Here is a 21,710-nt window from a genome sequence, read left to right on the forward strand (position 1 = left end):
TACAACAAAGCCTTAGACATCCAACCAGATTCTCACGTTGCCTGGAACAATCGGGGCAATGCACTGCGTAATTTAGGAAGATGGGAAGAAGCCATAGCCTCCTACAACAAAGCCTTAGACATCCAACCAGATTCTCACGTTGCCTGGAACAATCGGGGCAATGCACTGCGTAATTTAGGCAGATGGGAAGAAGCGATAGCCTCCTACGACAAAGCCTTAGACATCAAACCAGATTCTCACGTTGCCTGGAACAATCGGGGCAATGCACTGCGTAATTTAGGCAGATTGGAAGAGGCGATAGCCTCCTACAACAAAGCCTTAGACATCAAACCAGATTCTCACGTTGCCTGGAACAATCGGGGGGGCTATGCACTGCTTAATTTAGGCAGATGGGAAGAAGCGATTGCCTCTTATTACGACAAAGCCTTAGACATCAAACCAGATTCTCACGAAGCCTGGTTCAATCGGGGCATTGCACTGCGTAATTTAGGCAGATGGGAAGAAGCGATTGCCTCTTACGACAAAGCCTTAGACATTAAACCAGATTATCACGAAGCCTGGTTCAATCGGGGCATTGCCCTGCGTAATTTAGGAAGATTGGAAGAAGCGGTTGCCTCTTACGACAAAGCCTTAGAATTCAAACCAGATTATCACGCAGCCTGGTACAATCGGGGCATTGCCCTGCGTAATTTAGGCAGATGGGAAGAAGCGATTGCCTCTTACGACAAAGCCTTAGACATCAAACCAGATGATGACGCAGCCTGGAACAATCGGGGCAATGCACTGGGTAATTTAGGAAGATGGGAAGAAGCCCTCTCTTCCTACGACAAAGCCTTAGAAATCAAACCAGATGATGACGCAGCATTTTATAATAAAGCTTGCTGCTATGCGTTACACAGTCAAATGGACAAAGCAATTCAGAATTTGCAGCAAGCCATCAATCTGAATCCTGACGAATACCGAGAAATGGCAAAAACTGACTCGGATTTTGACAGCCTGCGATCGCACACTCGGTTTCAAGCCTTGATTCAAGAATAGAGATTTGCCCTTGGGCGAGCCGGGTTTATGAGATTGTCGTTTTTAGACAATTATTGTTGGTAAAACCCGCGCTTACAGCATCAAAAAGACTTTTCAAACGAAGCTAGTACACACGATATGATAGAAGAATTAGTAGCGAGGTAAAAAATGACTCAACTAAATGTAACCGTAACTAATGACAGATTTCCCGAACTCATCGCCCAGGTCGAGGATACGGGAGAACGAAGTGTCATAGAACAGGAAGGAAGGGCGATGCTGCTATCATTACTTATGCAGACCTGAAGCGACTGGAAGCACTAGAAGCCACCCTAATTGACAAAGCAAAACTACAAGAATATGAATGGCTAAAAGCTGCGATCGCAAATCCAGCATTTGATTCCCTAAGAGACTCAGCGGAAGATATCTACACTTTAGCTGATGGCTTGCCCTTCCACGACCCTGCATGGATTAAAACAGTAGCGATCGAGCCTAATTTTGGTTCGATACTCGACCCAGAAGAAGACATTTATACCATAGCTGACGGTAAACCATTCCATGACCAATGGTAAGATATTCCTAGTACCGTTTCCCTATTAGGTAGGTGAAAATAGACAGCAATTTATACACTTAAATCTCGGTCGATTTACTTTGAAAATTACTTCTTAATCACATATAGACAAATCTCTAACTAAATGTCCTTGATTCGGATGAAGACGATGGCTAGTTTGACCGCAGCGTGGGCAAATCGCTGTTTTCTTTGATAATTTAACGGTGAAAATTAATGTTTCTGCCGTTTGTATTTCATTTTATACTATTACCCTAGGTAAATTTAGTATATGGTCATTAACCTATTCATAATTTATTTTTTCACACTTTTTCTGCACATTCCATTAACATTTGAGCAGCGGTAAGTAACGAAGACCCGACGTATTTTATATGTTTACTTATTTTAACATAGTTGGGTTTTTTCTCACCTAGTTACTTAGTCATATCAGTGAGCTTCCCTTCTCAACTTCACTGGAATCAGCAAATCCTAGGAAGCTGTTCACCGCTCAACATTTCCAGGAGGCGATCGACTCCTATTTTGCTGTTGAGAATGACAGATTTAGCGGGTTGCTCTCTCACCTCACCGATCGCACAAGCTGTTTTTGCGTCTCCTCTCTTTTCCTGATCAGCCTCCATAATCCCCCGTGCTCGTTCCGCATCGGAAGAGGGGACAAATGCGATGAATCGTCCTTCATTTGCAATATATAGCGGGTCGAGTCCCAAGAGTTCACAGGCTCCGCGAACATCCTCACGCACAGGAATTTTTCGTTCGTCAATGTTTATCGCTACATTTGCTGCTGATGCGATTTCATTCAGTGCACTGGCTAGCCCACCTCGCGTTAAATCCCGTAAGCAGTGAATTTCGATGTTCGCACTCAGAAGTTCACCCACTAAATCTGCTACAGGAGCTGAATCACTTTCAATGGTTGTTTCAAACTCCAATCCTTCACGCATTGCCATAATGGCAATTCCATGTCTGCCAACATCTCCACTCAGAAGAATGATATCCCCAGGTTGAACTGAGGTGGGATTAATTCTCTGGTTGTGTTCGAGAATGCCAACACCTGCGGTATTGATAAAAATACCATCTCCTTTTCCGCGATCGACCACTTTAGTGTCACCAGTCACAATCTTGACGTTGGCGGAATCAGCAGCTTGTTTGATAGATTGGACAACACGCCATAGCGTTTCCATCGGCAGTCCTTCTTCTAGAATGAAGCCCAAGCTGAGATAGAGTGGGCGTGCGCCTGCCATTGCTAGATCGTTGACTGTGCCATGAATGGCTAGCGAACCAATATCACCACCGGGAAAGAATAGAGGACGCACAACATAGGAATCAGTGGTGAAGGCGATGCGATCACTAGAGAGCGACAAGACAGCAGCATCATGTTGAACATCGTTTGGTGAGCCGAAAATCGGCAGAAACATCTGCTCAATTAACTGATGCATCAATCGCCCACCGCCACCGTGTGCGAGGAGTATGGTTGGGTACTGCTGAATTGGAATCGGACACGATAGGGTAAAGTTTTTAAGACCAGTCATGATGAATGTATGCCAAAGCTAGCTGAGGGTTACTGGCGATCGCTGTCGATAACGGTAGTAGGCAGCGCAGGCTCCCTCGGAGGAAACCATCGGTGCCCCTAAAGGATGTTCGGGAGTACAGCGAGTGCCGAAGGCTGGACAATCATGAGGTTTACGGATGCCTTGAAGGATGAGTCCGCTGATACATTCGGAGGAAACAGGCGGATGGGGAGATGGCGAGATAGGGAGGAGTCCTTTGTTGTGAACATCGAAGGCGGCATACTGTTCGCGCAGTCCTAACCCGCTTTGAGAAATCTCACCCAAGCCGCGCCAGCAGCGAGGGACAACTTCAAACACTTCCTCAATGAGATGCTGTGCTGCTTCATTGCCCTGTCTGCGAACCGATCGCGCATACTGATTTTCAACTTCTGCTGTGCCCTCTTCCAGTTGTTTGATGCACAAGTATATTCCTTGCAAAATGTCAATAGGTTCAAATCCCGTGACTACAATTGGAACGCGATACTTGGGCGCGATCGCTTCATACTCTCGATACCCCATTACCGTACAAACGTGCCCTGCCGCCAGAAAGCCCTGCACCTGGCACGTTGGAGAGGATAAAATCGCTTCCATTGCTGGAGGAACAAGCACATGAGACACCAGCAGTGAAAAGTTGGTCACTCCCTGTTGGTACGCTTGGTATACTACCATTGCGGTTGCTGGGGCGGTTGTTTCAAACCCAACTGCAAAAAATACAACTTGCTTGTCAGGATTGTTTTGAGCGATTTTCAGGGCATCCAATGGAGAGTAAACCATGCGGACATCGCCACCCAATGCTTTAACTGTGAGTAAATCAGAGGGACTAGAGGCGATATCGCTAATCGCCGATCCAGGCACGCGCAGCATATCTCCAAAGGAGCAAAAGATAACGTTCGGTAGGGCAGCTAGTGCGATCGCCTCATCAATAATCTCAGCCGATGTGACGCATACAGGACACCCCGGGCCATGAATTAAGGTGATTGTTTTGGGTAAAAGAGTATCAATGCCAAATTTAACAATTGAGTGAGTTTGTCCCCCACAGATTTCCATGATGCTCCAGGGACGGGTGGCGATCGAGGCGATCGCGTCAGCGTACTGCTGAGCAAGGTGGGCGTCCCGATATTCGTCAACAAATTTCATCCGTTCAATCCTCCTGCTGATAAACAACATAAGCCGTTTCAGCCAGTACAGGAGGTTTGGGTATGTAGGTTTGAATCGCTTTCATGTACTGCACCCGTTCAAACTCACTAGGATTCGGGCAGTAACATTGGCTCATGATGCCTTGCATTTCACGGACGGAAGTGTAATCGTGTTCTTGCATCCACTGCCGTAGTTCCTGTTCAATCTCCAGGAGATGGTTAATCCCATGCCGCAGCAGAGCACTCACAATCATTGTCACTTTTGCTCCTGCCATTAACATTCGCACCACATCAACCCCTTTCTGAATACCGCTTGTTGCTGCAAAATCAGCAGCAATGCGGCCATATAAGATCGCAATCCACCGCATCGGCAAACGCATCGCTTGAGGAGTGCTCAGAAGAACGTTGGGTTTAACTTCCAGTTCTTCCACATCAATGTCCGGCTGGTAGAAGCGATTGAACAACACCAGCGCATCTGCTCCTTCTAGCGCCAATCGGTCTGCCATATTCGCTAAATTGGTTAAATAAGGGCTGAGTTTCACGGCAACCGGAATTGTCACAACCGCTTTCACTGCCTTGAGAATATCCAAATATTGCTGCTCGATCGCTGCACCTGTGAGATGGATATCGGTAGGAATGTTGTAGATGTTGAGTTCCAGTGCATCCGCTCCAGCTTGCTCAATTTGACGGGCGTAGTTTGTCCAACCTCCTAAAGTCGAGCCATTGAGACTGGCAATGATGGGAATATTCACTCTCTCTTTGGCTTTGCGAATATGCTCTAGATAAAGCGCAGGCCCTACATGAAAAATTTCGGGTTCAGGAAAGTAGGTCAGTGCTTCAGCATAGCTTTCGGTACCCTGTTGCAGATGGTGGTGCATTGTCAACATTTCCTGCTCAATTTGCTCCTCGAAGAGTGAGTGCAGGACGACGGCTGCAGCTCCAGCATCTTCCATTCGCTTGATATTATCGATATCTTCGGTTAGAGGAGCGGCTGCACCAACCACCAGGGGCGATAGCAATTCCAATCCCATATAAGTTGTGGTTAAATTCATGATTTCTCCTTCTTACAATGCCTGAGAAGAATACCCAATTTCAGGGCGCACGGTTGTGCGCCCCTACAATAGTGTTTACTGGTTTGCAGGTTCTGACTGTTTGTCACTGTTGGGAGGAACAGAGTTTGCGTCGTGATGCCCGTTGGGTTGGCCCAGGTGCTGTGCAGCCAAGTACTGATACATTTGCCAACGAGTATTGACATCCGCTTGAGCGAGTTCTACTAACCGTTTCGCATCTTCTGGTTTAGTGCGAGTTAGCATCTTGAAGCGATTTTCGCTGTACATCGCCTGCTCAACCGATATCTTGGGCGATCGCGAATCCAAAATCAGTGGATTTTCACCCCGTTCAGTCCGACGCGGATCGTAACGATAGAGCAACCACCGCCCCGATTCGACTGCCGCCTTCTGCTGCTGCATTCCCGTTGTCATATCAATGCCGTGAGCAATGCAGTGCGAGTAGGCAATAATTAACGAAGGGCCATTGTAAGATTCCGCTTCCAGGAACGCTTTGAGCGTGTGTTCATCCCGCGCTCCCATCGCGACACTGGCAACATAGACATTGCCATAGGTCATTGCCATGAGTCCCAAATCTTTCTTGGGTGCAGGCTTACCTCCGGCGGCGAACTTCGCAACCGCACCTCTGGGTGTGGCTTTGGACATCTGCCCACCTGTATTGGAATACACTTCTGTATCCAACACCAGAATGTTGACATTGCGACCACTAGCAATTACGTGATCGAGTCCACCATAACCGATGTCATAGGCCCAACCGTCACCACCAATCAGCCAGACGCTCTTTTTGACTAGGTAATCGGCGAGGGATTTTAGAGTTTGGATTTTAGATATTAGATTTTGCTCTCCCTCTAACTGATTGCACCATTCCTCTAGGCGTTGCTTGAGGATAGCTACCCGTTCGCGTTGCTCGACGATATCGGCTTCGTCCTTTTGTTCTGCATTGAGAATGGCGGATGCTAAGTCAACCGGAATTGGGGAACTGCCATTCATACTGCTCGATAGCTCTTGTATGAGTTCTCTGGCATATTCCATTTGCTTGTCGATCGCGACTCGGAAGCCCAAGCCAAATTCTGCATTATCTTCAAATAGTGAGTTTGACCATGCCGGCCCGCGCCCTTCCGCATTGTGCGTCCAGGGGGTTGTTGGCAAGTTACCCCCATAGATAGATGAGCATCCTGTCGCATTCGCCACTAACATACGATCGCCAAACAGTTGCGATACCAGTTTGACGTAGGGCGTTTCACCACAACCCGCACAGGCACCGGAGAACTCAAACAACGGTTCCTGCATCTGTTGCTGAGCAATCTTGTGCAAATTCAGTTTGGTGCGATCGGGGTTCGCTAAGTTGAGGAAGAAGTCCCAGTTTTCCCGTTCCTGTTCTCGCAAGGGTAACTGAGGAGCCATGTTAATTGCTTTCTTCCTGGGTTCGGCCCTGTTCTTTGCCGGACAAACATCGACACAAATCCCGCAACCCGTGCAGTCTTCAGCCGCCACTTGAATCGTAAATTTCAGGTTCGTCCAGTCATGGTCTCTGGCATTGGCACTCTTAAACGTTTCCGGTGCAGTTTCTAGTGCTTCTGGTTCATACACTTTGGAGCGGATTACGGCATGGGGACACACCATCACGCATTTGCCGCACTGCACGCACACATCAGCATCCCACACCGGAATTTCCTGGGCAATGTTGCGCTTCTCCCATTTGGAGGTACCACTCGGATAAGTGCCATCAATCGGCAACGCACTTACTGGAAGATCATCTCCCTGCCGTGCCATCATCTTGCCGAGTACGTCTCGAACAAAAGCTGGGGCAGTATCGGGAACCGGGGAGGGCGCTGATCCTACCTGAGTGGGAATAGCAGATTGTTGATAATTCTGATACTCGACTTCGTATAGATTATCCAGCGTGCGATCGACCGCTTTCAAATTCATTTCAACAATCGCCTCACCCTTCTTGCCGTAAGTCTTGCGGATAGATTGCTTGATGCGTGCGATCGCTTCTTCACGGGGCAACACGCCTGCAATGGCAAAGAAACAAACCTGCATCACGGTGTTGATGTGCCTGCTCATGCCTGTCTCACGCGCCACCTGAGAAGCGTTAATGACGTAGCATTTCAACTGCTTCTCAACAATTTGCGCCTTCAGACGCTCTGGTAAACGCATCCAGGTTTCTTCTGGATTGTAGGGACTATTGAGCAAAAAGATAGCTTCCGGTTTTGTAGCATCCAGCAGATCGAATTTCTCGACAAATTCCCATTGGTGGCAAGCGACAAAATTCGCACTGCTAACCAGGTAAGTTGAACGAATTAGTTCTGGGCCAAAACGCAAATGGGAAACCGTAACAGAACCAGATTTCTTGGAATCATAGACGAAGTAACCCTGAGCATAATTGTCTGTTTCTTCGCCAATGATTTTGATCGAGTTCTTATTTGCGCCCACTGTCCCATCGGAACCCAAACCATAGAAAATTGCTCGTACTACGTTATCGGGTTCAGTGGAGAAGCTGGGATCGTAGTTTAGTGATGTATGGGTGACATCATCGTAAATGCCAACGGTGAAATGATTTCGTGGCTGGTCACTTGTCAAATTATCAAATACAGCCTTCACCATTGCAGGGGTGAATTCTTTAGACGAGAGACCGTAGCGACCCCCGACTACCTGAATAGTCCGACGGTTGCTTTCAACTAGCGCACTCAGGACATCAAGATATAATGGTTCACCCGTGCTGCCTGGTTCTTTCGCGCGATCGAGTACAGCGATCGCTTTTACACTTTCGGGCAGTGCAGCAACAAATTGACTGACACCAAATGGTCTGTACAAGCGAACTTTCAGTACACCTAGTTTTGCACCGCGAGCATTCAGGTAATCCACCGTTTCATGCACGGTTTCACAACCCGAACCCATCAATACAATTGCTTGTTCCGCTGCTGGATCGCCGTAGTATTCGTAGAGTTGATACTGTCTCCCTGTTAGTTGTGCGAATTCATCCATCGCCTGCTGTACGATACCTGGACAGGCGTTATAGAATGGGTTAACCGTTTCCCGCGCTTGGAAATAAACGTCCGGATTTTGGGCTGTACCGCGAATCACTGGGCGATCGGGTGTCAAGGCGCGATCGCGATGCGCCAATATCAGTTCATCGGGAATGAAAGCGCGTAACTCGTCATCAGATAGCAGTTCTACTTTTTGAATTTCGTGGGACGTGCGGAAACCATCGAAGAAGTGGAGGAATGGAATACGAGATTCCAGCGTGGCACGAGTGGCGATCGCCGCTAAATCTTGCGACTCTTGCACCGAGGCTGAACAAAGCAACGCGCCACCCGTTCCTCGAACTGCCATTACATCACTGTGATCGCCAAAAATCGAAAGTCCCTGTGCCGCTAGCGATCGGGCCGCAATGTGAATCACCGCAGACGTTAGTTCACCCGCAATCTTGTATAAATTGGGAATCATCAGCAGCAAGCCTTGGGAAGCCGTAAACGTTGTAGTCAACGTTCCCGCCTGCAACGCTCCATGAACCGTTCCGGCTGCGCCTGCCTCACTTTGCATTTCCACAACCGAGGGAACAGTTCCCCACACGTTAGGCTGTTCAGCAGATGACCAGGCATCCGCCCATTCCCCCATCGTTGAAGCCGGTGTAATAGGATAAATTGCGATAACTTCACTGAGTCGGTAGGCAACGCGAGCAACAGCTTCGTTACCGTCTATCGTCACAAAAGTTTTTAATAGCATTGCCCAATCCTCTTTTTGTGGTTACAGGCATTCAGTTTGTTCGTTGTTAGCAAGCTGACATCTTGCACCTATCTCAATAAGCTTCGTTCGTGTAGGGTGAGAAGTGCCTCGGACACCCTGAAAAGCTAGCAATAGGGTTGGTAGGCAAAGATATGCCTGCTGTAGCGCGTAACAAATTACCAATGAAGCCCAAATAGGGTGTAATTACACCTGTTAGCATCTGAACTAGCGTATGGTACATAGCGTGATCAGCAGCAATTTGTCCGCATTCGTGCCCAATTACAAAACAGGCTTCTTCTTTAGAAAAAAACTGGCACAGCCCAGGCGAAATATAAACTAAGGCATCTTCATCTGTCCCTACAGTGTAGGCGTTAAAAAAGTCACCACCTTGCCTCGTGACTGCATGGGGCATGGGGATTTCGAGAGTTTTTGCACAATGAGACAACACCTCGAACAAGTCAGGGAAAGATTTTTGATCGATAAAGACACTACTAGCCAGTTCATGCCCAAACTGTAAGCTGACTACAGCATCCATAGCCTTGTTAATGACAGTTTTGACTGCTGTAGAATTCAATGTACGAATAATCCATTGGTCTACTAGATGTGCGTACACAGGTGCGGCGGTTATGCCCAATAGCCTACCTGTGGCAGAGTGCTGAATGTATCCTTGGAAACCTAAAGAAGTTTGGTCTAAGTATTTGAGAACCATTTTCTTTACTTGTTTAAATTGATGAAATTTTATCTTATACTAATAAATTATCACACTTGCAAAGTATACTCTTTTAATTAACGCTAAAATTTACTTTTCTTAACTGTATGTGATGGACAAATAATCTATTCATAAAAAAGCAATAAAATTAACAATAAAATTTACTTTTCTTAATTATTTGCTATGAACAAATAATATTATTTCCGGTTACACTCCTTATGATGTTGACGGTTGACAGTGGACAGTGGACAGTGAACAGTCAACCGTCAACAGTGAACAGCGAACTGGAATTTACTATTCCGATGCTAACGGATTTGATATAATCTCTTCACATACAGTCAATAAAACAACAATATTATTGTTTTATTGACTGTATGTTAACTGGCGATGGTTAAAATTGAAACTGATTCAAATAAGTTAAAGTTTCTTCTGCTTCTTCGTGGTCAACAATACTGAGTGCAAAACCCACATGCACAATGACGTACTCACCAATTTTTACGTCTGGTACATAGGCGAGGCTAACTTCTTTGATAATGCCGCCAAAGCTGACTTTACCTGTGCGCCAGAGCGAGGAGTTTCCATTGCGCTCTGAATTTTCCTCAATACCGATTACTTTACCGGGTACGGCAAGACACATTTTCACGCCCTCCTGATTGATTTTGCAAAGCTCGTAATGCAGCCATAATTTGTCCAGCCGCAATGCCTCCATCATTGGTTGGAATTCGGTGATGCCAATAAACTGAGAAACCCTCTGTATTGAGTCGAGCGATCGCACGTTCTAGTAAATAACGATTTTGAAAACAACCGCCCGTTAACACAATTTGTTCAACACCGACTCGGTTAGCGATCGCCACCATTCCCTCGATTAACGTGTTGTGAAACTTTGCGGCAACGATTTCTTGAGAAATCTGCCCGTGAATGTCATCGAGAATGGCATTGAGCATCGGTGAATAATCGAGAATCATAGAAGAGTGTACAGGACACAGCAACTCATACGGATAAGCTTCATCCGTCTTGAAACCATTAGTCGCGAACTCGATTTGCATCGCGGCTTGCCCTTCAAAACTGGCTTGTTGACACAACCCCAACAAGGCAGCGATCGCATCAAACAAGCGTCCGGCACTCGACGTTTTTGGAGTATTCAACCCTCGTTGCAACATGGTCTGCAAGACTTTAAGTTCTTGCTTTGAGAAGGATTGAAGAGGGGCTAACTCCGACATCTCAAACGCCCGATTTCCAAAGCATTCGTAGAGCAATCCCAACGCGCATCGTCGAGGTTCTTTGACTGCCTGTTCCCCTCCAGGTAATGAGAACGATCGCAGATGAGCCGTTCGTTCAAATCCGTTTGCTAGGATGTTGAGAAACTCACCTCCCCAAATCGTCCCGTCTAAGCCATAACCCGTTCCATCCCAGGCAATTCCCAACACGGGGGGTTCCAGTTGATTGTCCACCATGCAAGATAGGACATGAGCATAGTGATGCTGCACTGGAATTACGGCTGTAGAAGTACGAAAGGCTGATGGCAGATGGCAGAGGGCAGAAGGAAAGCGTTTCTGTTCAGTTGCCTGCTTGCTCTCTGCATTCACTTCAATTAAAGCATTGGCAAATTGAGTCGAGTAGTAGTCTGGATGAGCATCACAAGCGATCGCAGTGGGCTGAACCTCATAGATATTAAGTAGATGGTGAATCGCTTCTTGAAAGCGATCGATTGTTGATAAATTATCGAGATCGCCGAGATGCTGGCTCATCAAAATTTGATGATTGAGATACAGCGCAACGGTATTTTTTTGATGAGCGCCAACAGCGAGGATGACGGATGAATTATGAGAGGTTGATTTCGATGGCGGTGTAATTGGAAAGGGAGCATAGCCTCTGGCACGACGCAGAACGATTGGTCGATCGCAAACTACCCGCACGATGGAATCGTCAACAGGACGAGCGATCGGGCGATCGTGAACTAAGAACAAATCGGCAATATCCTGTAATCGGTTCAGCGCATCCAATTCATCCGTACAAATCGGTTCGCTAGAAAGATTTCCACTCGTCGCGACAATCGGAAAACCGAGTTCCGACAGTAAGAGATGATGCAACGGTGTATACGGTAGCATCACCCCTAAATAGGGATTGTCGGGAGCAACCGAGGGAGCAATTGTAGATTTGAGATTTTGGATTTTGGATTGAAGGAGAAGGATTGGTGCTTCGGAAGAACGCAGCAATTTTTCTTCCTCTTCAGAAACCTGACAGTGTTCGCGGATTAGCTCTAATGAAGGATACATTAACGCAAGCGGCTTATCAGGCCGCCGTTTGCGATCGCGGAGCGTTCTCACGGCAGTCTCATTGCTGGCATCCACAACCAGATGAAATCCGCCTAATCCCTTAATTGCCAGAATTTTACCCTGACGAATAGCATTTGCCGTTTGCAGCAGTGCCTCATCATGGCTTGCTAACGTCTTACCTTGACGATCCCAAAGTTCTAAATGGGGCCCACAAGTCGGGCAAGCGTTTGGTTGAGCGTGAAAGCGTCGATCCAGAGGGTTCTCGTACTCTGCATGGCACTCCGGACACATTTGAAATAGCTGCATCGTGGTATTAGGGCGATCGTAGGGAAGCGATCTCAAGATGCTGAAACGAGGGCCACAGTGCGTACAGTTGGTGAAGGGATAGCGATAGCGACGGTTGGCAGGATCGTCAATTTCGTGCAGACAGGCTGGACAGGTTGCGAGATCGGGCAGAATCAGTGCCGATTTAGGAGTGGCGATTGAGGAATCAGCCGCATCTGATGGATGAATGTCAAAGTCGGTGTATCCTGCAAGGCTCCTCCACTGAGCTTCTATGTGCTGTAAAAAGGCATGGGGCGGTTTGTCTTGATCGAGTCGTTTCTGGAAAACCTGAAGCTGTTCGATAGTACCCTCAATATCGATCGAGACTCCGCGATCGGTATTTTTCACCCAGCCCACAACCCCCACGTCTTTTGCTAAGCCGTAAACGAATGGGCGAAAGCCGACTCCCTGCACAATGCCTTCTACAGTCAAGCGCAGCCGACGTTTGGTTGAGTTTTGTATAAACTCTGATACTGTGGTCACCATAGCCGCTTCTCCTGATGACTTGCACAGACTATTGAATTGGCAGTTTCCAGGTAGCTATACCAGGCTTCCATTCCCTGTCCAGTTCGAGCAGAAACTTCAAAGAGTGTTGCTTGGGGTGCGACGCGCTGAATGTTAGCAATAGCCGATTCTCTCTCGAACCCCACGACTTCTGCAATGTCAATTTTGTTAATCAGAACGACATTTGCCGTTTTGAACATTGTGGGATACTTTAAAGGCTTATCCTCACCTTCCGTCACGGATAGCAACACAACTCGCATCGCTTCGCCTAAGTCATAGCTAGCCGGACAGACTAAGTTACCCACATTTTCAATAATCAACACATCCAGAGCATCTAGATCGAGCTTCTGCATTGCCCGTGACACCATATCTGCTTCTAGATGGCACGCATTCCCGGTGGTAATTTGCACGGCGGGCGCACCAGCACGGCGTAAGCGTTGAGCATCATTGTCTGTTTCTAAATCACCCACAATCACACCAATTTGTAAGGGGTGTTGCAGGGATGTTAATACGCGACTGTTCAAATCCTGCACCATTCGCTCAATCAGTGCTGTCTTCCCCGAACCGGGCGAGGACAGAATGTTGAGTGCCAGCACCCCTTTTGCCTGAAAATATCCCCGATTGCGTTCTGCTAAGCGATCGTTTTTCGACAACAGGGATTCATGAATAGCAATGGTGTGTGAAATGTGCGATCGCTCATGCGGATCGTGATGGTGTCCTTTTCCATTACCCGTGAAATCCGGGTGAGGATGTTGATGCTCATGTCCGCGATCGTGAGAATGAGAATGTTCGTGCAGATGGGAATCTTCGTGATGAGTAACCCCATCAATCGCAACTGCTCCAACCTGGCTGCAACCACAATCTTGACACATACTAAGAAACCTCCAGCGAAGTAAGTTCGAGTTCTCTACCCTGACGGATTTCAGTGCAGAATTGATGGCACTCAGGACACTCGTAAATCCAATCATAAGGTTGAAATTCACGTTGGCAATTTGGGCAATAGCAAATGGCTGGAATGGAATCAATGCTGAGTTGGGCGTGTTCAGCAATGGTTCCCTGTGTCACAACATCAAAGGCAAAGGCTAAAGCTTCTGGCTCCACTCCCGACAATTGACCAATACGTAGTGTCATGCGGTCAATTTGAGCTGCACCCTCACGTTTCGCGTACTCCAGAGCAATATCTAGTGTGTTTTGCATGATGCCAACTTCGTGCATATCAATTAGGAAGTGAAGGGGAAAAGGAAAAGGGGCAGTATCAAATAGTTTTCATGATAATCTCCTTTTGAGTTGGTTAAAACTCAGTTTTCAAAGGGTTTTATCATAAGTAGTAATCCTTCTGCTGCTCTGTTGAGAAACCAGTTGTTTAATCTTTACTAAAGCCAAGTCAACGTTCTTTCGTGTAACGGGAGAAAGGGTTTCTCCAAAGGAAAAGTTAACGGCTGGAATCAAAATTTGGTAAGCAGTAGGAATAGCTTTATACAGGGAACAGGTTAAAGCAAGCATCGATCGCGGATCGGCATAGTGTCCTGTAAAGCTGGCTGCATAATTTGGTCTGAGTTGTTCGATTTTGACCTCTGATAGTGTTGTAGTAACCACATCTACAAAAATGACGGTCTTCGCCTGTGCGATCGCTTCAGCTAAGTCTGGTGTAAGCTGATGTACAGCGAGCGATCGCACATCATTAAAATTCCACTGGGCAACAGTTTCGGCAACCTGATAACCGGCTCCATCGTCCCCCCGAATTGTGTTGCCATAGCCAATGATGAGATAGCTAATTTTTTTGTTGTCAGTAATATTCAAAAACTACCTCCTTTGCTTACTCAGCGGTTCAGATTCTCGACTGCTCTAAAGAAGTCGGGAATCTCGTTTTCAGCCTCTAGAAATTTCGTTCAATATCGTTCCATCTGGTGCAACCAGTTGAACGTGTAAAGGCATTTGACCAGCCGCATGGGTGGAGCAAGATAAACAAGGATCGAAGCAGCGAATTCCTGCTTCAACACGATTTAGCAAGCCTTCGGGAATTTCATTGCCGTTGCTATTGCCATGAATATATTGTTTGGCGATTTGAGCAACAGTTTTGTTCATTGCTAGGTTGTTTTGTCCAGTCGCAATGATCAGATTGACCTTTTCAATCAAACCATTTTCATCAACTTTGTAATGATGGAACAAAGTACCGCGTGGTGCTTCGCTAACTCCGATCGCTTCGAGTTGATTCACCCCACCATGAGCGCGAATTCGATTGGATAGAATATCTGGATCGTCCATGAGGGCTTGGATTTTCTCCAAACAGGCCAGGATTTCAATCAATCGAGCATAGTGGTAAAGGAATGAAGACGTGGCAACCCCACCAGAGCGATCGCGAAACTCATTTAACTCCCGATCGGCGGCTTCTGTACCGATGTAATTACACACATTGAGTCGAGCCAGTGGCCCAACTCGATAGATGCCATCGGGATAGCCTAAGGGCTGGTAGTACGGGAATTTCAGGTACGACCATTTCTCAACGGCTTCGCCTAAGAATTCCTGATAGTTATCTTCGCTCAGGTTGTCAGCAATAATATTGCCTTGACTATCAGTAAAGCGGAGATGCCCACCGTAGTGTTCCCATTCACCATCTTTGCCAACAAGTCCCATGAATAACGAAGGGAATTCACCAAAGATGTTCACTTCATCTTTGAGTTGACCATCAATCATGCCTTTGAATAGCCCCAAAGCCAGATTGATAGTTGCCAATGATTCGGGCAAGCGATCGCAAATCCACTGTCTGCTTTCTTCCGAAAGAGGCGATCGCACCCCTCCCGGCACCGTCCAAGCCGAGTGAATCTTGCGTGCGCCCAAGAGTTCGATGATATTTTGTCCAAATTGCCGTAGCCGGATTCCAGCTCTTGCCAGATCGGGATTGGCTTCAATCAAACCAAACACATTCCGTTTGGCGGGATCGCTATCCCAGCCCAACAAGAAATCGGGACTACTGAGATGAAAGAATGAAAGGGCATGAGATTGAGTAATCTGTGCCAGGTTCATCAATCGTCGCAGTTTCTCTGCAGCAATCGGAATTTTAACTGCCAGAATTTTGTCCCCAGTCTTCGAGGATGCTAGCAAGTGACTCACCGGACAAATGCCGCAAATCCGAGCAGTAATGCCTGCCATGTCTGTGAAAGGTCTGCCTTCACAAAACTTTTCAAATCCCCGATATTCCACGACATGAAACCGAGCATCTGAGACTTCACCCGCCTCATCCAGAAAAATTGAGATTTTAGCGTGTCCCTCAATGCGTGTAACAGGATCGATGACAACAGTCTTCATAGCACCTCTCTCTTCTAGTGGGCTGTCAGTAGTCCGTTTTCATTTGCACCTAACCATCAACCATTACCCAAACTTAATCATGTCTCGCCCTTCCATGCGGGGTTTTTCCCCTTTGAGCAGAGGTTCAAGGGTTGCTCGAATGCGCTCAGCCGATGGCGGACATCCTGGCATATAGATATCAACTGGAACAACCTGATGCACGGGCAAGACGCGATCGAGCAATTCCGGTACAATTCCTGGCTCGTGAGGCAGTTGCCGCCCCGTATCTGCCAATTCGATATAAGCGCGTTTGAGGACGGATTCAGTGCCCCCCAACATATTTCGCATACCAGGAATGTTTGCCGTGACGGCACAATCCCCAAAGGAAATTAGGATTTTGGTGCGTTGTCTGACTTGGTGGATCAGTTCCAGATTGGCTTCGTTGGCAACGCCTCCCTCCACCAGACAAACCTCAACATTTTCGGGATAGTCCTTGAGATCCGATCCAACGGGACTATAAACTACATCCACCTGCTGAGCGAGTTCAATCAACCACTCGTCTAAATCCAAAAACGACATGTGGCAACCGGAACAGCCTGCTAACCAAACGGTGGCAAATCTTATCTTGTCCATTCTTTTTTCTCCCGTGCCCTCACCAAAAATTCCAGCTTGTTGCGATCGCGTTCTTTCTCGCCAGTCGTGTCGCCTTTACGGAAAATCGATCCAGTGGGACAGGCATCGACACACTTCCCGCAGGAGGTACAGGCATCCACTGCGCCCCAAGGCTGATTCAATCCAGATACGATGTAACAATTCTCGCCCCGTTGTGCGACATCCCACACATGGGCTCCCTCAATCTCATCGCAGACGCGCACGCAACGAGTACAGAGGATGCAACGATTGTGGTCGATACTAAATAGCGGATGGGAATTATCGACTTTGCGATCGGGGAAACGATACGAGAAGCGAGAATGATCCATTCCCACTTCAATGGCAACATCCTGCAACTCGCAATTACCATTCGCTACACAAAAGGAGCAGACATGATTGCCCTCGGCAAATAGCAACTCAACAACCATGCGACGGTAGTCTTGCAGCTTGGGCGTGTTGGTAGAAACCTCCATCCCCTCAGCTACCTGAGTGACGCACGCAGGCAACAGCTTCGGTGTTCCTGCAATTTCTACCATGCACAGACGGCAAGCTCCGATATCTGTGACACCATCAAGGTGACATAGTGTAGGAAGGGCAACTCCAGCCTCTCTTGCCGCTTGCAGGATGCTTGCGCCCTCTTCGATCGCTACATCAATCCCATCAATTTTGAGCGTTTTGACAGACATACACACCTCACGAAGATTGCGAAACGGTGACTTTGCCGTTGTGTTCGACTGGAGATTGCAGCAAATCCAAATACTCTTGTTTGAAGTATTTCAACGTGCTGAGTACAGGATTTGGAGCCGTTTGACCCAACCCACACAGGCTCATCTCCTTAACCATGTAGCAGAGGGCTTCTAGCTGATCCAAGTCTTTCTGCGTCGCCTGGCGGTTCGCGATCTTATTCAACAGCTCATAAAGCTGAACCGTTCCCGCACGGCAAGGAATGCATTTACCACACGATTCATCCCGGCAGAATTCCATGTAAAACCGAGCAACTTCCACCATGCTGGTGTCTTGATCCATCACAACCATCCCGCCCGATCCCATCATGGAACCGACAGCCATGAGCGAATCATAGTCAACTGGGGTATCCAGTAACGAGGCAGGAATACAACCACCGGAGGGGCCGCCTGTTTGTACCGTCTTTACTACTCCATCGGGAATCCCGCCTCCCATTTCTTCCACAATTTCTCGCAGAGTGATTCCCATCGGGACTTCAATCAATCCGTTGTTACGAATCTTCCCAGTCAGGGCAAAAATCTTGGTTCCTTTACTTTTTTCAGTGCCGATACTGGCATACCAAGCCGATCCCTGACGAATGATGGGAGAAATATTGGCAAAACTTTCCACGTTATTGATCAAGGTTGGACATCCCCACAAGCCTTTTTGAGCTGGGTAAGGGGGGCGAGGACGTGGGCTACCTCGTCCGCCCTCGATCGATTGGATTAAAGCTGTTTCTTCACCGCAGACAAATGCTCCGGCACCAATCCGAATATCAACTTTGAAATCGAAGGGAGAGTCAAAAATTTGTGTGCCGAGGAGATTGTACTTCTTGGCTTGTTGAATTGCCTTTTGCAGGCGTTCAATGGCGAGGGGATATTCCGCTCGAACGTAGAGATATCCATGATTGGCGCCAACGGCATAACCGGCGATCGCCATGCCTTCTAAGACTAAATGGGGATCGCTCTCCAAAACGCTGCGATCCATGAATGCACCGGGGTCGCCTTCGTCACCATTGCAGATGACGTATTTCTGATCTCCCGATACTTTGGCCACCGTTGCCCACTTGAGCCCTGTGGGATAGCCACCGCCACCCCGTCCCCGCAAGCCACTCTTACTGATTTCCTCTACAACTTGGGCAGGGGTCATGTCATAGATGGCTTTGTACAACGATTGATAACCACCAACGGCTATATATTCCTCAATCCGTTCTGGATCGATTTTGCCGCTATGTTCCCGCACAATCCGCATTTGTCGAGCAAAAAAAGGATGCTGGGTATCGCCTTGGATGGGTTTGGCTGTCCCGCCATTGAGAGCATCAATGATGCTGGCGGCTTCTTCGGGCTTAACTTCTTCGTAGAGCGTGTTATTGGGTTCAATTTCTACTAGGGGGCCTCGTCCGCAGAACCCCATGCAACCTACACCAATGACTTCAACGCGATCGCTCAATCCGTGCTCTTTCACTGCGGTTTGCAGATTGGCTTGCACACCCAAAGAATTGGCAGCACGGCATCCCGTCGATGTACAGCAGTTGATACGAATGCTCTTTTGGTGCGATCGCTCCTGCTCAGCAATTTCCAATAATTCTGTTAAATTCATACTGAACCTATCTCCTCTCCGTTACGGCTTATCTGGGTTAGGTTATTCTTTCAATTCCAAGAGGCTAGGATATGGGGGCTTTAGGTCAGGCTTCCCAGGTGCGAATACGAGCCAGTACGGTTTCCGGCTCCTGTTTACCTGCCACAGTGCCATCGAAAACAACGGCTGGAGCAATACCACATGCTCCCAAACAGCGAGCTGCTATTAGTGAAACGTTGCCATCTGGAGTTGTCTTGCCCCTTTCGATCCCCAGTTCTTTTTCCAATGTTTCCATTACTTTATTGCTACCTTTGACGTAGCACGCTGTTCCCAAGCAAACGACGCAGGTGTGAGCACCACTGGGTTTGAGAGAAAACAGGTGATAGAACGTTGCAACTCCGTATACTCGACTCAACGGCAGTTTGAGTCCCTTAGCGATGTAGATCAGGACATCTTCTTCCAGATAGCCAAAGGCTTCCTGTGCCTTATGCAGCACTTCAATTAAGGCATCTGGTTTGTACTGATTCCGCTTCATGGTCATATCCAATGCTTTAAAGCGGCGATCGCCACTGGCATGACTCTTGGCAGAAGGAGATTTCGCAGGGGATGCAACGCCAGCAACGGTCGAACGGGGTTGGTCTTGAAGAGGTGGGTAAGGCATATTAATTAACCCTCAATTACAGCAACTTCAACCTTTTGTAATAATCCCTAATTAAAATTTAAGCTCCTTAGAGGCTTGCTACTTTTGCAACATTTGTATTGCTTAACTTTCTTTGCTACAAACTTTTAGCCTTCTAAACCTATCTTATGATGTGACAAGTCATGAAGTGAGAAATCACATAAATTTCTTCACAACTTGTCATGACTTTGCCCAGGGGAGCACTTCATGCCAAATCCGCTATAATAGCCCGCTTTTTCTTTCCAGTCGTAGAGACGCTCCGCTGGAGAATCTTCCACAGATTGGTGATAACGGGCATCCAGGGGAATCGCCAGCTAGGGCTAGAGCATCGGTTCAGTATGCGGTCTTGACAAAACAGACTGGAAATGATAAGTGAATTGAGAAGCCTGTTAAATTCTCACAATCAGGAAGAAGAAAGAAACCTTATGCGTCCTCCCTTATGGCATCCTCCAATTGAACTCTCGGCTCTCCTGAACTTATGGTTATAAGTTTATCTAATGAGAGAAGCAAGCTAATACGCGATTTTTAAAATTATTAAAATTAGACAAGCCATATCCTTGCTGCATTATCAACTTAATTCGATTGTTGATTCCTGACATAACTCCACTTGTTGTGCAATTCCGAAAGTAGTTGCAAATCCCCTCAAAATGAGTTTTAATTATTGATGCAAATCTCAAAAATACTTCTGCATGATTTAACAATTTCATAATTTATTTTTTCACACTTTTTCTGCACATCCCATTAAAATTTGAGCAGCGGTAAGTACCGAAAAACCAAATTGAGCAAGCGATTCAGAATTTGCAGCAAGCCATCAATCTGAATCCTGAGAAATACCGAGAAATGGCAAAAACGGACTCGGCTTTTGACAGCATTTGATCGCATACTCGGTTTCAAGCCCTGATTCAAAGATAGATAAACAGAGTCCAAATTTCCTGGCTAAATCTGGATTCTATAAAGCTTACAAGCACTTTCAAAAATAGTACAATTAAACTTAAACGACTTACAGGCTCAGACGAAAGAAACCGGGTTTTTGCCGAATCTGCGAGCTGTAACGCGTCTTTTCGTAAAAAACCCGGTTTCTGGCCACTCATGCGTAAGTCCTGAATTAGATACTTCTCGGAGACAAACACTATGCAAGTCACAACCGAAGAAATCATTTATCCTTCCAGCGACGGTCAACCAATGGCAGACAGCACAATTCAATATGAATTAATTGTCAAAATCAAAGAAGGTTGCGAATCGCTGTTTAAAGAGGACCCAAACGTTTTTGTAGCCGCCGATTTACTGTGGTATCCCGTTGAGGGCAGACCTGAGATTTCTCAAGCACCTGATACAATGGTGATATTTGGCAGGCCAAAGGGCGATCGCCTTTCCTACATACAATATCGAGAGGATAATATTGGCCCTCAAGTCGTCTTTGAGATTCGCTCCCATAACGACAGCAACACTAAAATGAATAAAAAACTTTCATTTTACCAGCGTCATGGAGTTGAGGAGTATTACCTTTACGATCCACAAAGAAATGAGTTGGAAGGTTGGCAAAGATTTGAGGGCAATTTAGAAGTTATTGAGCCGATGGAGGGATGGATTAGTCCGAGATTAGGTGTGCGATTTGAGTTGGGAGAAGATGGGTTAGAAATTTATCGGCCTAATGGAGAAAAGTTTCTTTCCTATGCGGAATTAGAAGAAGAGAGGTTATTAGATCGTCAGCGCCTACAACAAGAATCTCAAAGGGCCCAACAAGCAGACCAAAGAGCTCAACGTTTAGCTGCTAAACTGCGCGAATTGAACATCGATCCAGATAGCATTTAACGAATAAATGCTAAGAAACCTGGTTTGTTTGAGAAATCGGGTTTCTGGCGATCGCGGTTGTTTGTGGTTTTAAGGTAATCCTGTCAGCCCGATCGCCCTTTCCTCTTTTCTACG

Annotated in this window: 20 protein-coding genes; 4 read left to right on the forward strand and 16 right to left on the reverse strand. The window is 47.0% G+C overall.

What is annotated here, in order from left to right; translation table 11 throughout:
- Positions 1-1,038: tetratricopeptide repeat protein (locus QUA07_RS15510; RefSeq protein ID WP_333326546.1), on the forward strand; the 1,038-nt coding region annotated here is incomplete at its 5' end.
- Between the two features lie 147 nt (positions 1,039-1,185).
- Entirely contained in the window at positions 1,186-1,320 is a 135-nt protein-coding gene (locus QUA07_RS15515) for a hypothetical protein (protein WP_333326548.1), read from the forward strand.
- A gap of 720 nt (positions 1,321-2,040) precedes the next feature.
- Here the strand turns inward: QUA07_RS15515 and hypE are convergent.
- From hypE to QUA07_RS15595, 16 genes are all read right to left on the reverse strand, one after another.
- A complete protein-coding gene (gene hypE, locus QUA07_RS15520; RefSeq protein WP_333326550.1) occupies positions 2,041-3,105 on the reverse strand; it encodes a hydrogenase expression/formation protein HypE in 1,065 nt (354 codons plus the stop codon).
- Positions 3,106-3,123: 18 nt separating this feature from the next.
- Positions 3,124-4,260, reverse strand: a complete 1,137-nt coding sequence (gene hypD, locus QUA07_RS15525) for a hydrogenase formation protein HypD (RefSeq protein WP_333326552.1) — start codon at positions 4,258-4,260, stop codon at positions 3,124-3,126.
- 4 nt (positions 4,261-4,264) lie between these two features.
- Positions 4,265-5,311, reverse strand: a complete 1,047-nt coding sequence (locus QUA07_RS15530; protein WP_333326554.1) for a dihydroorotate dehydrogenase-like protein — start codon at positions 5,309-5,311, stop codon at positions 4,265-4,267.
- Between the two features lie 75 nt (positions 5,312-5,386).
- Positions 5,387-9,055 (reverse strand): pyruvate:ferredoxin (flavodoxin) oxidoreductase, encoded by a 3,669-nt coding sequence (gene nifJ, locus QUA07_RS15535; RefSeq protein WP_333326556.1) that lies wholly within the window; start codon positions 9,053-9,055, stop codon positions 5,387-5,389.
- Positions 9,056-9,128: 73 nt separating this feature from the next.
- Entirely contained in the window at positions 9,129-9,764 is a 636-nt protein-coding gene (locus tag QUA07_RS15540; RefSeq protein WP_333326558.1) for a M48 family metalloprotease, read from the reverse strand.
- Positions 9,765-10,155: 391 nt separating this feature from the next.
- A complete protein-coding gene (locus QUA07_RS15545) occupies positions 10,156-10,401 on the reverse strand; it encodes a HypC/HybG/HupF family hydrogenase formation chaperone (protein WP_333326560.1) in 246 nt (81 codons plus the stop codon).
- Positions 10,379-12,850 carry a carbamoyltransferase HypF gene (gene hypF, locus QUA07_RS15550; protein ID WP_333326562.1) on the reverse strand — a complete coding sequence of 824 codons (2,472 nt, stop codon included), beginning with the start codon at positions 12,848-12,850 and terminating at the stop codon, positions 10,379-10,381. Before hypF ends, QUA07_RS15545 begins: the two co-directional genes overlap by 23 nt.
- Entirely contained in the window at positions 12,844-13,740 is an 897-nt protein-coding gene (gene hypB, locus QUA07_RS15555; RefSeq protein ID WP_333326564.1) for a hydrogenase nickel incorporation protein HypB, read from the reverse strand. Before hypB ends, hypF begins: the two co-directional genes overlap by 7 nt.
- Position 13,741: 1 nt before the next feature.
- Positions 13,742-14,083 (reverse strand): hydrogenase maturation nickel metallochaperone HypA, encoded by a 342-nt coding sequence (gene hypA / locus QUA07_RS15560; protein WP_333326566.1) that lies wholly within the window; start codon positions 14,081-14,083, stop codon positions 13,742-13,744.
- A 90-nt stretch (positions 14,084-14,173) separates the two neighbouring features.
- Positions 14,174-14,668 (reverse strand): hydrogenase maturation protease, encoded by a 495-nt coding sequence (locus QUA07_RS15565; RefSeq protein ID WP_333326568.1) that lies wholly within the window; start codon positions 14,666-14,668, stop codon positions 14,174-14,176.
- A 69-nt stretch (positions 14,669-14,737) separates the two neighbouring features.
- Positions 14,738-16,174: a Ni/Fe hydrogenase subunit alpha gene (locus tag QUA07_RS15570; RefSeq protein ID WP_333326571.1), complete on the reverse strand. Its 1,437-nt coding sequence runs from the start codon at positions 16,172-16,174 to the stop codon at positions 14,738-14,740.
- A gap of 63 nt (positions 16,175-16,237) precedes the next feature.
- Positions 16,238-16,786 carry an oxidoreductase gene (locus QUA07_RS15575; protein WP_333326573.1) on the reverse strand — a complete coding sequence of 183 codons (549 nt, stop codon included), beginning with the start codon at positions 16,784-16,786 and terminating at the stop codon, positions 16,238-16,240.
- Entirely contained in the window at positions 16,774-17,490 is a 717-nt protein-coding gene (gene hoxU, locus QUA07_RS15580; RefSeq protein ID WP_333326575.1) for a bidirectional hydrogenase complex protein HoxU, read from the reverse strand. Before hoxU ends, QUA07_RS15575 begins: the two co-directional genes overlap by 13 nt.
- A gap of 7 nt (positions 17,491-17,497) precedes the next feature.
- Positions 17,498-19,126 (reverse strand): NADH-quinone oxidoreductase subunit NuoF, encoded by a 1,629-nt coding sequence (gene nuoF, locus QUA07_RS15585; RefSeq protein WP_333326577.1) that lies wholly within the window; start codon positions 19,124-19,126, stop codon positions 17,498-17,500.
- 85 nt (positions 19,127-19,211) lie between these two features.
- Complete coding sequence (gene hoxE, locus QUA07_RS15590) at positions 19,212-19,766, reverse strand: bidirectional hydrogenase complex protein HoxE (RefSeq protein WP_333326579.1); 555 nt, start codon at positions 19,764-19,766, stop codon at positions 19,212-19,214.
- Positions 19,767-20,278: 512 nt separating this feature from the next.
- The gene (locus tag QUA07_RS15595; RefSeq protein ID WP_445305893.1) at positions 20,279-20,485 is read right to left on the reverse strand and encodes a transposase; all 207 of its coding nucleotides are present in this window, start codon (positions 20,483-20,485) and stop codon (positions 20,279-20,281) included.
- 76 nt (positions 20,486-20,561) lie between these two features.
- Between QUA07_RS15595 and QUA07_RS30070 the strand changes: the two genes are divergently transcribed.
- Both QUA07_RS30070 and QUA07_RS15600 read left to right on the forward strand, forming a co-directional pair.
- Positions 20,562-20,660 carry a TPR end-of-group domain-containing protein gene (locus tag QUA07_RS30070; protein WP_445242844.1) on the forward strand — a complete coding sequence of 33 codons (99 nt, stop codon included), beginning with the start codon at positions 20,562-20,564 and terminating at the stop codon, positions 20,658-20,660.
- Positions 20,661-20,915: 255 nt separating this feature from the next.
- Positions 20,916-21,596 (forward strand): Uma2 family endonuclease, encoded by a 681-nt coding sequence (locus tag QUA07_RS15600; protein WP_333326584.1) that lies wholly within the window; start codon positions 20,916-20,918, stop codon positions 21,594-21,596.
- The last annotated feature ends 114 nt before the right edge of the window (positions 21,597-21,710 follow it).

This window comes from Microcoleus sp. T3_A4, assembly GCF_036700465.1.
GTDB lineage: Bacteria > Cyanobacteriota > Cyanobacteriia > Cyanobacteriales > Microcoleaceae > Microcoleus.